The following is a 15,945-nucleotide window of genomic DNA, read 5'->3' on the forward strand; positions in this document are numbered from 1 at the left end:
ATTTTAATTTTTAAAATTAATATTAGTTGAAAAACGACCTAGTTTCTATTCATTGCTGACAACATACCACCGTAAACTCCATTTAAAGAAGAAAGGTTTGTTGTTAGATTTTCCATTTGTGCTTTTAATTGCTCAGCATTTTCTGCTACACGCTCGTTAGCTTCTGCTTGACGACTTGTAGATTCAACCTGTACTTTATAAAGACTGTTTAATGATTCCATTTGAGCAGCTGCCATTGCCATCTCTTCACTGTACTTTTTAGTAGAACTCATTGCTTCAGCTGTTGGAGCAATACCTTTAGCTGCACCTTCAAATGACCTAATACTAGTAGAAAGACTACTCATTAACTCACTATCGATACGTGCATCTTTTAACATTGCATCTAATTTTTGAGACAACATACCTTGAGCATCTTCAGGTTGTTTTTTACTCTTTGAGTTACTAGCACCACCTGCTAATTCAGGATATACTAAAGACCAATCTAATTCATTGTCTACTGGTTCAAATGCTGAGATAGCAAATACGATTGCTTCTGTTACAAGACCAACTATTAACATTTCATTTCCAAAAGGCCAGTGCATAATTTTAAATAATGCTCCGATGATTACAATTGCGGCACCAAGACCGTATACCATATTCATTAATTTCTTTCCAGTTTTTGACTGTGCCATAATAAGTAATTTTTTAAGTTTAGTTTAAGTTAAGTTAAGTGTAATAATTTTATGTAGAAATGGTGTCGTTATTAACGAGCGTCACCAAAATTAGCATTCAATGTAACATCTGTACCCATATAATCTTGTACAGTTCTGAAACCGATGTAACTTCTTGAAGAATCAGCATATTCGTAGTTACGAGTAGATACTTGTAAGAAATAAGCAACATCTTTCCAAGAACCTCCACGAACAACTTTACGCATATTAGTTTCGTCGTTTACATTAGGATTCATTGTTGAAGTATATTCATATGAAGCAGCATCGTATGAGCTATCAACCCATTCTGCTACATTACCAGCCATATTATATAAATTATAATCGTTAGGCTCATAAGCATCAGCCTCTACAGTATACAATGCTTGATCCGCAGCATAATCACCACGTAATGGTTTGAAGTTTGCCAAGAAACAACCTCTATCATTTTTAGTGTAAGGTCCACCCCAAGGGTAATCTCCACCTTGAAGACCTCCTCTTGCTGCATATTCCCATTCAGCTTCACCAGGAAGACGGAATGAATTTACGTGATTTCTTTTCTTTTGTTTTTGGTATGAATTTTTATACAAAGTTCTCCAAGCACAAAAGGCTTTCGCTTGAGCCCAACTAACACCTACTACAGGATAATCACCGTAAGCTTGATGCCAGAAATAATCATTATGCATTGGCTCATTATAAGAATAATTAAAATCTCTAATCCAAACTGTAGTATCAGGATAGATATTTAAATCAACCTTTTTGATAAAGTCTTTTCTACTTTTAGTTTTATCTCTAGCTGCTTTTTGAATATCCATATAAGTATATTGGAAATTCAATTTAGACACATCAATAGTACTTTGTCCATTATAAGCTTCTTCAGCAGGAATATACATACTATCCATAACCTCAACGTAGTATTCATCAGGATACTCTTGCTTATCCCAAATAATATCGATGTCATTGTTAATCTTTCTACCAGCATAGAAATCATCTCCCATACCATAGTAGTTATCTTCCATGTACTGGTCATATGGCGACTTTTCCTCTTCTGTATTATCTACAAAAGCAAAATCTCCTATACTACCTTCACCGTCTCCAGGAGTAGCGCCAACCTCATCAGCAAGTATTGCTAATTTTAAACGAATAGTTGAATCACGTACCCATTCAACAAACTGACGGTACTCAGCATTAGTGATTTCAGTTTCATCCATGTAGAATGAACGAACAGTTACCGTTTTAGTAGGAGCATCATTTACTGCTACAAAGTCGTCGCTCGATTTACCCATAATAAAAGATCCACCAGGAATTAAAGTCATTCCATATGGTTTTTCAGGGTACCACTTTTTACCTTTTGCTCCTACAACTTCACCTCTGTCTCCAGAGTTACAACTGTATAAAAAGGCTACCATCGCAGTTAATGCAATTAATTTTTTCATAGGTATTAGGTTAAATTCAAGATTTAAGGGCGTAAACCTATCTATAATATTTCAGAAATACAACTTATTTCTTAAAAATCCCTTAAAGCTTATTATACTATTTTAATTGGTCAAACTTCATTCTTTCGGCGGGCTTTTAACCACCTTTCAGGAACTTCCTGATTTGTTGCTCCCACATATTCGCCATAGGTGCAAGGTAATAACGTACGTCTTTTTATTTTATTATCAAGATTTGAAATAAAAGGTAATTCTACCCACCAACGCCCTGTTTTACTACTTTTCTTAAATGTCAATACTTCATCCTCTACGGGTACTTTATACGTTATAAAGCACTTTTCATCGTTAAAATCATCGTCTTTAATTCTAAAATTAACTCCTTCGATAAAATACCAAAGTATCTGCGCAATCAGTGTTGCTCCTACTTTTGACCCATCTAATTCGTTTAATTCAAACATTGAAAAGGATAGCACTTTGTTACTTATTCCTGCATATCGAGAAATAGCACATATTTCTCTTCCATCAAATCCATTAGGACTATCACTGTTTTTAAAACTAAGTTCCGACCCTTTTATTGCCGAAGCGTCAAATGTCACCAAGTCTGCATTACGCATTATTGGTTCTACTTCCGTTATATCTTTAATAACATATCCTAATCGATATGCATCAAAGTATAATGTTTCCATTAAAGCAATTTCCTGCGGCGGATTAAAATAACTTTGATAACCCAAAACGCTATAATTAAAAAGGTTATAAGGTTCGTCTACAATTATTCTTCCTAAATAGGATTTATTATTAATAGGCTTTTCAGTATCTCCAAGATCAAATCTACTATCAACATTTACTAAATTAAGCATATTGCTTGAAGCATCGTAAGCTCTATATTGAGCATAAACAGCATCTTGACTTCCACCTAAAATTAGTGGAATAATATCTTTCTTAAGCAAAGCTTCGACAACTGTTTTTACTGCAAAATAAGTGTCATCTACACTATTCCCTTTTTCAATATCACCTAAATCAACAATATCGTGCTTCCAATTTCCTGGATACAAAGAGTAAAAAGCTTTTCTGAAAGGCTCTAAATTTAAAATATCACCCGTATAATTAATATCACGTCTATTTTCCTTGCAACCTAAAATTGCAAATTTGATATTCTTCAAATCAGGTAAAATGCCTATTTCTGAATGCATTGAAATTTGTTTTCCTAATGTACCATCAGGAAGTAATTCGCAATGCGAGACAATTGATTTGGAAACGGGAGAAAGAAATTCTATCAAGTATTAATAATTGAAATTATACTATAGTTATTTTTTATTTTCTAAATACAAAAGCTTTATATGCTAATGATTATTTCTTTTTTGCTGCTGGTTTCTTTTTAGCAGCAGGTTTTTTCTTAGCTGCCGGCTTCTTTTTAGCTGCTGCTTTTTTCTTAGGCGCTTTCTTTTCTAAAATTCCTTGCGCTTCTTCTAAAGTCATTTTCTCTGCTTCAGTAGTTTTCGGCAATTCTATCTTAGTCTTCCCTTTTAACAAGTTGAAACGGCCCCATCTGGCTTTCTCCAATCTTATTCCTTCTTCTTCCCAGTTATGTATAACCTTATCTATCTCTTTTTGCTTTTTAACCTCAATCAATTCAATAATATCCGCATCAGATAAATTATCAAAGTCATATTTCTTATTAACATTGATAAACATGCTATTCCATTTTATGTAAGGACCAAAACGACCAGTTCCTTTTTGAACTGGAAGATCTTCATACATATAAATAGGAGCATCTGCTTTTTTCTTTTCTTCAATAAGCTCTTTTGCCATTGCCATATCCACTTCTAGCGGATCCTGACCTTTAGGCAACGATATAAAGGTTTTTCCTAAACGCACATATGGACCAAAACGACCATTGTTCACTTCTACTTCTTCATTATCATAAACACCTAATGTTTTAGGCAGCTTAAACAAATCCATCACCTCATCAAAGGTTACTAAATGCAATTGTTGATCTGGACGTAAACTCGCAAACTTTTTATCTTCATCATCTGGAGCACCTATTTGAGCCATAGGACCATACTTCCCTAAACGAACTAAAACTGTTCGTCCCGAAACAGGATCTTCTCCTAAAATACGCTCCCCACTTTCACGGTCTGCATTTTCTTTAACATCTTCAACTGTTGGATGAAATTTTCCGTAAAATTCCTTCAACATCGACTTCCACTCTTCTTTACCTTCGGCAATATCATCGAAATCTTGCTCTACTTTAGCCGTAAAATTGAAATCCAAAATATTTGAAAAATGCTCTACAAGGAAATCGTTTACAATCATCCCAATATCAGTAGGTACTAATTTTCCTTTATCACTACCTACGGTTTCAGTTAATTGATTATCCTTAACTTGTCCATTAGCAAGAGTTAATTGAATATAGCTTCTTTCAACTCCTTCAATAGCTCCTTTCTCCACATAGTTTCTACTAATAATTGTAGAAATAGTTGGTGCATACGTTGACGGACGACCAATACCTAACTCCTCAAGCTGCTTCACTAAAGATGCTTCAGTAAATCGATAAGGTGGTCTTGTAAAACGTTCAGTTGCTGTTATGTATTCGTTTCCTAAAACATCACCCGTATTTAAGTTAGGTAACATTCCATCTTGTACATCATCTTCATTATCTGTCCCTTCAAGATATACTTTCAAAAAACCATCAAATTTAATCATCTCCCCGTTCGCAGTAAATTGCTGCTTAACAGGAATAGCACCGTTAATTCCGATTTTAACATTGGTACGTTCTAGTTGCGCATCACTCATCTGCGAAGCCAATGTACGTTTCCAAATTAAATCGTATAATCTTGTTTGATCGTGCTCTCCTTCAATTGAATGACGAGACATTTCGGTAGGTCTAATTGCTTCGTGAGCCTCTTGCGCTCCTTTAGACTTTCCTTTATAAGTTCTTGGCTTGCTGTATTGCTCACCATAAGATTTTGTTATTTCAGCTGCTGCTGCATTTCGCGCTTCGTTAGATAGATTTACGCTATCCGTTCTCATATACGTGATCAAACCGGCTTCATACAATCGCTGTGCAATTGTCATTGTTTTACCTACTGAAAAGTATAATTTTCTAGCCGCTTCTTGTTGTAGTGTTGAAGTTGTAAATGGTGCTGCAGGAGATTTCTTTGCTGGCTTTTTAACCAAGTCAGCTACATCATAAGTTGCATTTACATTCTTTTCTAGAAATGCTTTCGCTTCCTTTATAGTAGTGAAATTTTTAGCAAGTTTTGCTTTAAACTTACTACCATCAGCTGTTGTAAACTCAGCATCTACTCTATAACTAGCTACAGCAGTAAACGCTTCAACCTCACGTTCTCTCTCTACAATTAATCGTACCGCAACACTTTGCACACGACCTGCCGAGAGTCCACCTTTTACTTTACGCCACAAAACCGGCGAAAGCTCATACCCTACTAATCGATCTAATATTCTTCTAGCTTGCTGAGCATTTACTAAGTTGTAGTCAATTTTTCTAGGATTTTCTATTGCCTTTAAAATTGCAGTTTTTGTGATCTCATGAAAAACAATACGTTTTGTATTTTCATCTTTTAAATCTAACTCTTCCGCTAAGTGCCAAGCAATAGCCTCACCCTCTCGATCCTCATCACTTGCTAGCCAAACCATATCAGCTTTCTTCGCTTCTTTCTTCAATTCGCGAACTAAGGCTTTCTTATCTGGAGAGACTTGATAATTAGGAGAAAAATCACCTTCAACATCAACACCTAATTCCTTAGATGGTAAATCTGCAATATGCCCAAAACTACTTTGCACCTTGAAATCTTTTCCTAGAAATTTTTCAATGGTTTTCGCTTTCGCAGGGGACTCAACTATCACTAAATTTTTCGCCATCTTTCTGTTTTTGATTAAAAAATTCCCATAGAGGCGGGAATCTAGATTTGGGCTACAAAAGTATGTGAATTTTTTTTATACTAAATTTCGACACTACTATTTTAACAACATATAAACGAAAACACAAGATAAAACTCACGCCTAATCCCTTTATTTTTAAGGCAAAGCCGAAATTTTAAATAAACTAAAATTGTGCCCAAATAAAACTTTTAACTTAACAGATAAGCTAATTTTCCTCAATTCAACACCAAAAAAATAGAAATCATACCTATATATTATGCAAACAAAACACTCCGTATGCTATTAATTTTAAAAACCGTTAAGAAAAATTAATTTCCTTAACGGTTTTTACGTTTGAGAATTTCCGAATAACCTACTACTGCTATGCTATTTCTGTTAAATCAGCTGCATCTAAACCTACGGTATCTTTATAAATATAGTACAAAGGAATACGCGCAAACATAGCTGTAAAAAAGAATCCTATACCACAAGCAAGCACTCCAAGGTATGCTATAAAACCAGCCACAATTAGCATTAAAAATGTCATTAACCAATATTTATTACCTAATTTAAATGATGCTGAAATTAATTCTTTCACAGTCAAATCTGGGTTAAACGCATAGATAACCATTACTAAAGTTAAAGGAACCATTACATAAAATAACGGAATATAACATAACATCATCGCTACTACTGCGATTCCCATTAAAGCAAACGAGAGGATCAATAACTTTTTAAAGTTTCCATTTTTTAAATATGTAAAATACCCTCCTTGAGGAAGAGGAGTACCCATATCTTTACTTTTACAAACTTGATAAAAGTGAGCCATAATAGCAATATTGAATGTTTGCATTATTGCTGAAACGAGTAACAATAACAACCCAAAACCTATCATACTAGGGATCATCGCTGGATCAAAATCCTGACTCATATATTCAGGATTGCCACCTCCTGCAATTAAGTAATTTGCACCAAACATTGCAAACATCGCGATATAGGTTACAATAATTATTGGCATTGTAATTACCATCATTAGCAGTAAATGTACAAAGCCCTCTACCCATACTTTTTTAAATAATTCTACACTACGACTAAGAACATCTCCAAAATCAAAAGACTTGGATTGCTCAATTTTAGATACTAATTGTTGATACATAATATTGGTTTGTTGGTTAAATAATTTTCACTAAAATAACAAAAAAACATCTGCCACAATGTCAGAACGCATTTAAATATTTATCTTTGTACGATAATTGCCATCACTGTTTTAGCGTGGCAATCCACAAGCTTCTATGGAAAAGACAATTGACGAGACAAAACAAGGAGATACAATAGTTGTATCTCACAAAAATGAAAACAAACGCAAACTCTATATTGAGAGTTACGGCTGCGCTATGAATTTTAGCGACAGCGAAATTGTAGCCTCCATACTCAGCGAGCAAGGGTTCAACACTACTAATATTCTTGAAGAAGCAGACTTAGTACTAGTCAATACTTGCTCTATTAGAGACAAAGCAGAACAAACAGTACGCAAGCGCCTTGAAAAATATAATGCGGTCAAAAGAGACATCAACCCAAAAATGAAAGTGGGAGTTCTGGGTTGTATGGCCGAAAGACTAAAAGAGAAATTTCTTGATGAAGAGAAAATTGTTGATATGGTAGTAGGCCCAGACGCCTATAAAGATTTACCAAACTTATTAGCCGAAGTTGAAGCTGGCAATGACGCTGTAAATGTTGTGTTATCTAAAGATGAAACATATGGCGACATTGCTCCTGTTAGACTAAACACTAATGGAATTAACGCCTTAGTAAGTATTACAAGAGGCTGCGATAATATGTGTACGTTTTGTGTAGTTCCATTTACACGTGGACGTGAACGTAGTAGAGACCCTCAAAGCATACTTGCAGAAATTAATGATTTAGCTAAAAATGGCTATAAAGAAGTTACTCTTTTAGGTCAAAATGTTGATAGTTATGTTTGGTATGGTGGTGGACTTAAAAAAGATTATAAAAATGCTACCGAAATGGAAAAAGCAACAGCTACTTCTTTTTCTCAGCTACTAGAAATGGTTGCAGTATCTCAGCCTAATATGCGTATTAGATTTTCAACGTCTAACCCTCAAGACATGACGGAAGAAGTATTTCATACTATGGCAAAATACAAAAACATATGTAACCACGTTCATCTTCCAGTGCAAAGTGGAAGTAATAGAATATTAAAAGAAATGAACCGCCAGCACACAGTGGAGGAATACATTAGTTTAGTAAATAGAATGTGGGAAATTTTACCAGACTGTAGCATTTCGCAAGATATGATTACAGGATTTCCATCTGAAACTGAAGAGGATCATCAAGATACACTTAAGTTAATGGAAACTATTAAATATAATTTTGGGTATATGTATAAATACTCAGAGAGACCAGGCACAATGGCTGCTCGAAAGTTTGAGGATGATATTCCCGAAGAAACTAAAAAACGTCGCTTAACTGAAATTGTAGAAGCACAAAGAGCACACGGAGCATACAGAACTCAACAATTTATTGGCAAAACTGTTGAAGTCCTTGTTGAGCGTGAATCTAAAAAAAATCCAGACCAATGGAGTGGTAGAAACCAACAAAGCATTGTAGTGGTTTTCCCAAAAGCAGGCTACAAACCTGGTGACTTTGTTCAAGTTAAAATTAAAGATTGCACAAGCGCAACCCTAATTGGTGAGGCTATAAAATAAAGCGTAACAAATAGCTTTTTAATACGTTTATAAAATAACATTTTCGAATTCATCTTCGGCTTCAGTTTCGATGTCGATTTCGAGTTCAAAATTCATTTAAATATGGAATCAGTTCAGGCAACAAAGCAGCGATTTGGAATTATAGGAAATGATCCTAAGCTCAATCGTGCAATAGAAAAAGCAATCCAAGTAGCACCTACAGATATATCAGTACTTGTAACTGGTGAAAGTGGTGTGGGAAAAGAAAATATTCCAAAAATAATTCACGCACTTTCCCACAGAAAGCACGGAAAATATATTGCTGTAAACTGTGGTGCAATTCCTGAAGGAACAATAGACAGTGAACTTTTTGGACATGAAAAAGGATCATTCACAGGAGCCACAACTACTAGAAGCGGTTATTTTGAAGTCGCAGATGGAGGAACTATATTTCTTGATGAAGTAGGTGAATTACCCCTGCCAACTCAAGTACGACTTTTAAGAGTTCTTGAAAACGGTGAGTTTATGAAAGTAGGCTCATCTAAAATACAAAAGACTGACGTACGAATTGTCGCAGCTACAAATGTAAAAATGGTTGAAGCAATTGAAAAAGGAAGGTTTAGAGAAGACCTTTTTTATAGATTGAGCACAGTTGACATAAACCTCCCTCCTCTTAGAGAACGTGCTGAAGACATCCATTTATTATTTAGAAAATTTGCTGCAGATTTTGCTCAGAAATATAAAATGCCAACGGTTCGTTTAGATGAAACTGCCGTACAATTACTACTAAACTATCGCTGGAGCGGAAATATTCGCCAATTAAGAAATGTAGCCGAGCAAATATCCGTTTTAGAACAACAACGTGAAATTAACGGCCAAAAGCTGCGCCAATACTTACCCAATATGAGCAGTAACTTACCCGCCGTTATTGGTAACAAAAAAGCCGAAAGCGACTTTAGCAACGAACGTGAAATACTCTACAAAGTATTGTTTGATATGCAACGTGATGTTAACGATTTGAAAAAACTCACGATGGAACTTATGAAAAACGGAACAGGAAGCAAAGTGAGAGAAGAAAATTCTGGGCTTATCGAAAAAATTTACAACGACGAGCAAAACCACGAAGCTGAACTAGCTGCTATTGTAGAAGATGAAAATCAAAACCATTCGCACGATATCGAAGTAATGGACATGCATCAACCCGAAGTCGAAAAAAGAACAAGAAATTACGATTTTGCTGAAGAAATTGAAGAAGAAGAAAGTTTATCACTTCAAGACAAAGAACTTGAATTAATTAAAAAGTCTTTAGAAAAATACGACGGTAAACGAAAAGATGCCGCAGACGAATTAGGAATTTCAGAAAGAACCTTGTACCGCAAAATCAAGCAGTACAACCTTTAAATATTAAGTACATTTGTTGAACTGGTTTTTTGAAACTCTATAAAAATACACCCTTGAAACGTAACCTAATTTTCATATCCATCTTTACACTTATTTCAATAAGCCTATCAGGATGTGGCGTATACTCTTTTACAGGAGCAGATATAGACTACAGCAAGACAAAAACATTTCAAGTTAATTACTTTCAAAATGTAGCGCAAATAGTCGAACCAGGAATCTCAAGAACATTCACTCTAGATTTACAAGAAATACTTTTAAACCAAACAAGTTTAGACCTTGTAAATAATAATGGCGATTTATTATACGAAGGAGAAATAACTGAATATTACGTAGCACCTATAACCGCAACATCTCAAACTACTGCAGCACAGAATAGATTGACCATTTCAGTAAATGTTAGATTTTTCAATAGAAATAATGAAGAAAAAGGGTTTGAACAACGTTTCTCATTTTATAAAGATTTAGACGGTCAATCGATACCAACAGGATCAACACTTGATGATATTTTATCTGAAATATTCGAGCGTATTACACAGGATATTTTCAATAAATCACTAGCTAACTGGTAACCATTGAACACTCAAAAATACATATCGCTCCTAACTAATCCTCAGTCTGTTAAAACCGAAGACTTATCTGCTTTAACAAGCATAATTGATACTTACCCCTATTTTCAAAGCGCCCGTGCTTTATGGCTAAAAGGACTTAAAAACGAAAATAGCTTTAGATACAACGATGCCTTAAAAGTGACTGCAGCGCATACAACAAACCGCGATATTCTTTTTGAATATATTACTTCAAAAAGTTTTTCACAAAATGAAATTGCTAGGAAAATAATTCAACATGATGAAGCAACTAATGAATTAGAAGTTACAATTGCAGAAGATGTTTCTAATACAATTAGCCTAGAGCTCGATATGCAAATGAAAGCCGAACTCAAAAAGGCTGAAGCAATATTAGATCCTACCCTGTTTGAAAAGAAAAAGCAAGAAGTAACTCAAATCATTGATGCTTCGGAAACGCTAAAAACTGAAAAAAAAACTAGCGAACTTGAAATTCAGAAAATTTCGGCTTTGCCTAACGCTGAAATTGAGGAATCAAAAGAAGAAGAAGAAGAAGAAGAAGAAGCTTTAAAAGAAGTTTTAGAAATTGACAAACCACTTGATTTTAAAAAGGAAGACACACACTCCTTTAGTGAGTGGCTAAAGCTCACTTCAGCACAACCTATTATTCGAGAATCAAACGTAACAGAAAATGACGAAACGATTAATGCAGAGCGAGAACGTAAGTTTGATTTGATTGAAAAATTTATTACTGAAAAGCCTAAACTTTCTCCTAAGGTACAACTTAGCCCACAAAAAAATCTAGCTGAACCTTTCACAAAATCATCAGACTCCTTGATGACAGAGACTTTAGCGAAGGTTTATGTTCAACAAAAAAACTATAAAAAAGCAATCACAGCATATAAAATATTAATTTTGAAATATCCCGAAAAAAGTGGTTTCTTTGCAGACCAAATTCGAGCAATCGAAAAATTGAGTGATAAATAAGAGGCACAGCCTAAGGGAAACAGCCAAAAAATTAAAAACATGAGCGTATTTACAATATTTTTAGTCCTTATCATTTTCGTAGCATTTTTGCTAGTGGTAGTTATTATGGTTCAAAACCCTAAGGGTGGTGGATTATCATCATCATTTGGTGGTGGTGGAACACAACAAATGGGTGGTGTACAAAAAACTACTGATTTTTTAGACAAATCTACTTGGACTTTAGGTGGTTTACTTTTAGTATTAATTTTACTTTCAAGTATTCCATTAATGAGCAGTGTTACAACAGTACAATCATCTACTGTTGAAGATGCAATTCAAATTGAAGCACCAGCAGCTACTCCAGATGCAACAGGTACTACTACGGATAACGAGTAAGACTTACTACACAACATATTAAAATACCGATTCAGAAATGAATCGGTATTTTTTTTTTGTAATATATTATTTTTGATAGCGTTACAACAACCAACCCTACATTATTGAATATGAACAAACTAAAAGATATTACTTCGCTAGTATTAGTATTTGCTCTATTCACAAATTGCTCTAGTTATAAAAAAATTAAAAACGAACCATATAAAATGGTAGCAAACAAAAAATATCATCTTGATTTATATAATGGTAGACAAATGATTGTTTTGGTAGATTCCCTGTTTGCAAACACACTCTATCATAACAAGAATAAAGAAATCGCTATTGATACTATTAAGACCATTGAAGAGGCTACTTATTCAAAGGGAAAAACAACGTGGTTAGGCGGAGTTATTGCATTAGGAGCTGCCATAACCGTAGGAATAATTATAGCAATCGCAAGTTGGTCTCCAAGTTTTGGAGGATAAAAAAATATTATTAAAACTTACAGAACTACATTTAAAATGCCAGCTTGTCACTAAGCTGGCGTTTTTTTTTGTCCGCAACTTTCAAAATGTCAGTTTAATGGTGGTGGCATACTTTGTGCCTATTGGGGAGTAACGAATCTATAAAATTTCTGAAGTACTTATTTCAGAATAATCAATAATAAAATAACAGTATTATGGCATTAAAAATTCAACCTCTTTCAGACAGAGTAGTTATCGAGCCTCAAGCGGCTGAAACTAAAACTGCATCTGGATTATACATTCCAGATAGCGCTAAAGAAAAACCTCAACAAGGAAAAGTTGCTGCTGTTGGTAAAGGAACTAAAGATCACGATATGACTGTTAAAGTTGGTGACACTGTTCTTTACGGAAAATACGCAGGTACTGAACTTAAATTAGACGGTAACGATTACCTTATTATGCGTGAGGACGATATCCTTGCAATAGTTTAAATCATTGAAGATTGCCTTAGATTGAAACCTAGGCATACTATTACAATTAATAACAAGTAACAACGTTTTCGCTTTCGCGGAAATATCAAAAATTTAAAGAAATGGCAAAAGATATAAAATTTGACTTAGAAGCACGTGACGGAATTAAGCGCGGTGTGGATGCATTAGCAAATGCAGTAAAAGTAACATTGGGACCAAAGGGACGTAATGTAATAATAAGTAAAAGTTTTGGCGCACCACAAGTAACAAAAGATGGTGTATCAGTAGCAAAAGAAATTGAGCTAGCAGATCCATTAGAAAACATGGGAGCTCAAATGGTAAAAGAAGTGGCTAGTAAAACTAATGACCTTGCGGGTGATGGTACAACTACAGCTACAGTACTTGCTCAAGCAATCGTTAAAGAAGGACTTAAAAATGTTGCTGCAGGTGCAAACCCAATGGATTTAAAAAGAGGAATTGACAAAGCTGTTGAAGCAATTGTAAAAGACCTTGAAAAACAAGCAACTAAAGTTGGTAACGATAGCGAGATGATTAAGCAAGTTGCTTCAATCTCTGCTAATAACGATGACCAAATTGGCGATTTGATCGCACAAGCATTCGGAAAAGTTGGTAAAGAAGGTGTAATCACTGTAGAAGAAGCTAAAGGAACAGATACTTACGTAGATGTTGTAGAAGGAATGCAGTTTGACCGTGGGTTTTTGTCTCCATATTTCGTAACAGACAGCGAAAAAATGCAAACTGAACTAGAGAATCCAATGATTCTTTTATGCGACAAGAAAATTTCATCAATGAAAGATTTGATGCCTATTCTTGAACCAGTAGCACAACAAGGAAAATCTCTATTAATTATTGCTGAAGACGTTGATGGCGAAGCGCTAGCTACTTTAGTAATTAACAAAATGCGTGGGTCACTTAAAATTGCAGCAGTAAAAGCTCCTGGTTTTGGAGATCGTAGAAAAGCAATGCTTGAAGATATTGCTATTCTAACTGGAGGTACTGTAATTTCAGAAGAACGTGGTTTCACATTAGAAAACGCAACTATTGAAATGTTAGGTACCGCTGAAACTGTAACTATCAATAAAGACAACACTACAATAGTAAATGGCGCTGGTAATAAAAACGACATTAAAACTCGTGTTGGACAAATTAAATCACAAATCGAATCTACAACCAGCGATTACGATAAAGAAAAACTACAAGAACGTCTAGCTAAATTAGCTGGTGGTGTTGCTGTACTTTACGTAGGTGCTGCTAGTGAAGTAGAGATGAAAGAAAAGAAAGATCGTGTAGACGATGCACTCCACGCAACTCGCGCTGCAGTTGAAGAAGGTATTGTAGCTGGTGGTGGTGTTGCATTAGTGCGTGCTAAAGCAGTATTAAGTAAAATTACAACAGACCATTTAGACGAAACTACTGGAGTACAAATTGTTGCTAGAGCAATCGAAGCACCATTACGTACCATTGTTGAGAATGCTGGTGGTGAAGGATCTGTAGTAATTAGTAAGGTAGCTGAAGGAAAGAAAAACTTTGGTTATGACGCTAAGTCTGAACAATATGTAGACATGCTTAAAGCTGGTATTATTGATCCAAAGAAAGTTACTAGAATTGCATTGGAAAATGCAGCTTCAGTTGCCGGGATGATCTTAACTACTGAGTGTGCATTAATCGACATTAAAGAGGACACACCTGCTATGCCACCTATGGGAGGCGGAATGCCAGGAATGATGTAATAAGACGTAAGTCAAAATTTTAACAGCCTCACTTGTTTCGTATGAAATAAGTGAGGCTTTTTTTTATCTATTTATTTCTAAAACTATTTTTTAGCAATTTATACAGATCCATATTTAAAAAAACGAAACCACCCTTTTAGAGGTGGTTTCTTAATTTTTGTTTTATGCTACTAACCACCTTGTGATTAATAGTTACTGTCTCAAATTATCAAGACTCAACTTCAAGTTACTTCTTTTTAGAAGCAGTCTGAGACGTCTTGTTAGCAGGAGCTTTTTTAGGAGCTGGCTTTGCTTGAGACTTTCCGTTTGACTTTGTTGCCATAGTAATACAAATTAAATAGTTATTTGCAAATCTTTTGGATTGGCTACCAAAAGTGAAGAAGTTCAGTAGAACTTCAGTAAACAGGTTACTTCTTTTTTGAAGCAGCCTGAGGTGTCTTGTTAGCAGGAGCTTTTTTAGGAGCTGATTTTGCTTGAGACTTTCCGCTTGACTTTGTTGCCATATTTATATGTTTTAATAACGATATAAAAGTAAATTAAGAAACCGTATGTTGTATTTTTCTTAGCTAAAATTTAACTAAAAAAAGCATTTATTTTTTAGGTCCAAAAAGTCTGAACAAGGACACACCAACTAACGTTAAAACAACAGGCCAAATTACAAACAAATCTACACGCAAAACATCTTCACCACCATCTGGCTGATAGCTTAGCCACTCTTGCATATAATATTCCCAAACTACCGCAGCAATAAGCACCGCAACAGTTATTATGTATAATAATATTTTAGGTTTTAGTATCATTTTTTAAAGATATAAAAAAGCCATTCACAAATATGAATGGCTTAATGTTATAATTGAGAAGCATTAATTTTTATGGTCTTCTTGTACTTTTTCATCTCTATACAGACAACAAGGATGTACACTATTATAAGCTTCATCTGTTGCTTTAACTTCCTTAGTATCGTGACCTACATTTGCAACACTTTGACTTATTGTAGCTAAGTCTGTTTTACGCTCATCATAGATTACACTCAATTGTTTAGACTCTATATCCCAAACAGCAGATTTTACACCTTTAGTTTTTATAGCTCCTTTTTCGATGCGCACTTTACACATTCCGCAAACACCATCAACGTCCATTACAGCACGAGCATTTTTATTTTGTGCTGTTGCTGTCAACCCTATTAGCGCTATGGCGCAAACTATTAAAAAATTTTTCATATTCATTGTTTTATATAAAATTACAGTTT

General features: G+C 34.8%; 15 protein-coding genes. 8 read left to right on the plus strand and 7 right to left on the minus strand.

All coding sequences use genetic code 11. The annotated features are described in order from the left end of the window. Window positions 1-38: 38 nt before the first annotated feature. From porL to GBH57_RS01315, 5 genes are all read right to left on the minus strand, one after another. On the minus strand, window positions 39-671 hold the full coding sequence (gene porL, locus GBH57_RS01295; protein WP_151672246.1) for a type IX secretion system motor protein PorL/GldL: 633 nt from the start codon (window positions 669-671) through the stop codon (window positions 39-41). Window positions 672-742: 71 nt separating this feature from the next. Further along, entirely contained in the window at window positions 743-2,122 is a 1,380-nt protein-coding gene (gene porK / locus GBH57_RS01300; protein WP_151672247.1) for a T9SS ring complex lipoprotein PorK/GldK, read from the minus strand. 110 nt (window positions 2,123-2,232) lie between these two features. Further along, window positions 2,233-3,396 (minus strand): formimidoylglutamase, encoded by a 1,164-nt coding sequence (locus GBH57_RS01305; RefSeq protein ID WP_151672248.1) that lies wholly within the window; start codon window positions 3,394-3,396, stop codon window positions 2,233-2,235. 70 nt (window positions 3,397-3,466) lie between these two features. Next, window positions 3,467-6,001 (minus strand): type I DNA topoisomerase, encoded by a 2,535-nt coding sequence (topA, locus tag GBH57_RS01310; RefSeq protein ID WP_151672249.1) that lies wholly within the window; start codon window positions 5,999-6,001, stop codon window positions 3,467-3,469. A gap of 382 nt (window positions 6,002-6,383) precedes the next feature. Continuing rightward, window positions 6,384-7,157, minus strand: coding sequence for a hypothetical protein (locus tag GBH57_RS01315; protein ID WP_151672250.1), 774 nt, complete (start codon window positions 7,155-7,157; stop codon window positions 6,384-6,386). Between the two features lie 136 nt (window positions 7,158-7,293). Here GBH57_RS01315 and miaB point away from each other — a divergent pair, with 136 nt between their 5' ends. The 8 genes from miaB (at window position 7,294) to groL (ending at window position 14,696) form a co-directional block, all read left to right on the plus strand. Next, complete coding sequence (miaB, locus tag GBH57_RS01320) at window positions 7,294-8,727, plus strand: tRNA (N6-isopentenyl adenosine(37)-C2)-methylthiotransferase MiaB (RefSeq protein WP_151672251.1); 1,434 nt, start codon at window positions 7,294-7,296, stop codon at window positions 8,725-8,727. Between the two features lie 102 nt (window positions 8,728-8,829). Then, entirely contained in the window at window positions 8,830-10,107 is a 1,278-nt protein-coding gene (locus tag GBH57_RS01325; protein WP_151672252.1) for a sigma-54 interaction domain-containing protein, read from the plus strand. Window positions 10,108-10,160: 53 nt separating this feature from the next. Further along, complete coding sequence (locus GBH57_RS01330; RefSeq protein ID WP_235904623.1) at window positions 10,161-10,676, plus strand: LptE family protein; 516 nt, start codon at window positions 10,161-10,163, stop codon at window positions 10,674-10,676. 3 nt (window positions 10,677-10,679) lie between these two features. Then, a complete protein-coding gene (locus GBH57_RS01335; protein ID WP_151672253.1) occupies window positions 10,680-11,657 on the plus strand; it encodes a DUF8458 domain-containing protein in 978 nt (325 codons plus the stop codon). A 39-nt stretch (window positions 11,658-11,696) separates the two neighbouring features. Continuing rightward, window positions 11,697-12,032 (plus strand): preprotein translocase subunit SecG, encoded by a 336-nt coding sequence (gene secG / locus GBH57_RS01340; RefSeq protein ID WP_151672254.1) that lies wholly within the window; start codon window positions 11,697-11,699, stop codon window positions 12,030-12,032. 110 nt (window positions 12,033-12,142) lie between these two features. Continuing rightward, the gene (locus GBH57_RS01345; RefSeq protein WP_151672255.1) at window positions 12,143-12,496 is read left to right on the plus strand and encodes a hypothetical protein; all 354 of its coding nucleotides are present in this window, start codon (window positions 12,143-12,145) and stop codon (window positions 12,494-12,496) included. 194 nt (window positions 12,497-12,690) lie between these two features. After that, window positions 12,691-12,966 carry a co-chaperone GroES gene (locus GBH57_RS01350; protein WP_151672256.1) on the plus strand — a complete coding sequence of 92 codons (276 nt, stop codon included), beginning with the start codon at window positions 12,691-12,693 and terminating at the stop codon, window positions 12,964-12,966. A 101-nt stretch (window positions 12,967-13,067) separates the two neighbouring features. Beyond that, window positions 13,068-14,696 carry a chaperonin GroEL gene (groL, locus tag GBH57_RS01355; protein ID WP_151672257.1) on the plus strand — a complete coding sequence of 543 codons (1,629 nt, stop codon included), beginning with the start codon at window positions 13,068-13,070 and terminating at the stop codon, window positions 14,694-14,696. 590 nt (window positions 14,697-15,286) lie between these two features. Here the strand turns inward: groL and GBH57_RS01360 are convergent. Together GBH57_RS01360 and GBH57_RS01365 are read right to left on the minus strand one after the other, a co-directional pair. Further along, window positions 15,287-15,496, minus strand: a complete 210-nt coding sequence (locus GBH57_RS01360; protein ID WP_151672258.1) for a hypothetical protein — start codon at window positions 15,494-15,496, stop codon at window positions 15,287-15,289. Window positions 15,497-15,559: 63 nt separating this feature from the next. After that, the gene (locus GBH57_RS01365) at window positions 15,560-15,916 is read right to left on the minus strand and encodes a heavy-metal-associated domain-containing protein (protein ID WP_151672259.1); all 357 of its coding nucleotides are present in this window, start codon (window positions 15,914-15,916) and stop codon (window positions 15,560-15,562) included. Window positions 15,917-15,945: the final 29 nt, after the last annotated feature.

The sequence above is a fragment of the Patiriisocius marinus genome (assembly GCF_008974325.1).
In the GTDB taxonomy this organism is placed as follows: domain Bacteria; phylum Bacteroidota; class Bacteroidia; order Flavobacteriales; family Flavobacteriaceae; genus Patiriisocius; species Patiriisocius marinus.

Excerpts from the sequence above, each read along its gene's own strand:
- GBH57_RS01365 (WP_151672259.1), bottom strand. The coding sequence starts at position 15,916 with ATGAAAAATTTTTTAATAGTTTGCGCCATAGCGCTAATAGGGTTGACA.
- GBH57_RS01315 (WP_151672250.1), bottom strand. The coding sequence starts at position 7,157 with ATGTATCAACAATTAGTATCTAAAATTGAGCAATCCAAGTCTTTTGAT.
- topA (WP_151672249.1), bottom strand. The coding sequence starts at position 6,001 with ATGGCGAAAAATTTAGTGATAGTTGAGTCCCCTGCGAAAGCGAAAACC.
- groL (WP_151672257.1), top strand. The coding sequence starts at position 13,068 with ATGGCAAAAGATATAAAATTTGACTTAGAAGCACGTGACGGAATTAAG.
- secG (WP_151672254.1), top strand. The coding sequence starts at position 11,697 with ATGAGCGTATTTACAATATTTTTAGTCCTTATCATTTTCGTAGCATTT.
- GBH57_RS01325 (WP_151672252.1), top strand. The coding sequence starts at position 8,830 with ATGGAATCAGTTCAGGCAACAAAGCAGCGATTTGGAATTATAGGAAAT.
- GBH57_RS01360 (WP_151672258.1), bottom strand. The coding sequence starts at position 15,496 with ATGATACTAAAACCTAAAATATTATTATACATAATAACTGTTGCGGTG.
- porL (WP_151672246.1), bottom strand. The coding sequence starts at position 671 with ATGGCACAGTCAAAAACTGGAAAGAAATTAATGAATATGGTATACGGT.
- porK (WP_151672247.1), bottom strand. The coding sequence starts at position 2,122 with ATGAAAAAATTAATTGCATTAACTGCGATGGTAGCCTTTTTATACAGT.
- miaB (WP_151672251.1), top strand. The coding sequence starts at position 7,294 with ATGGAAAAGACAATTGACGAGACAAAACAAGGAGATACAATAGTTGTA.
- GBH57_RS01350 (WP_151672256.1), top strand. The coding sequence starts at position 12,691 with ATGGCATTAAAAATTCAACCTCTTTCAGACAGAGTAGTTATCGAGCCT.
- GBH57_RS01345 (WP_151672255.1), top strand. The coding sequence starts at position 12,143 with ATGAACAAACTAAAAGATATTACTTCGCTAGTATTAGTATTTGCTCTA.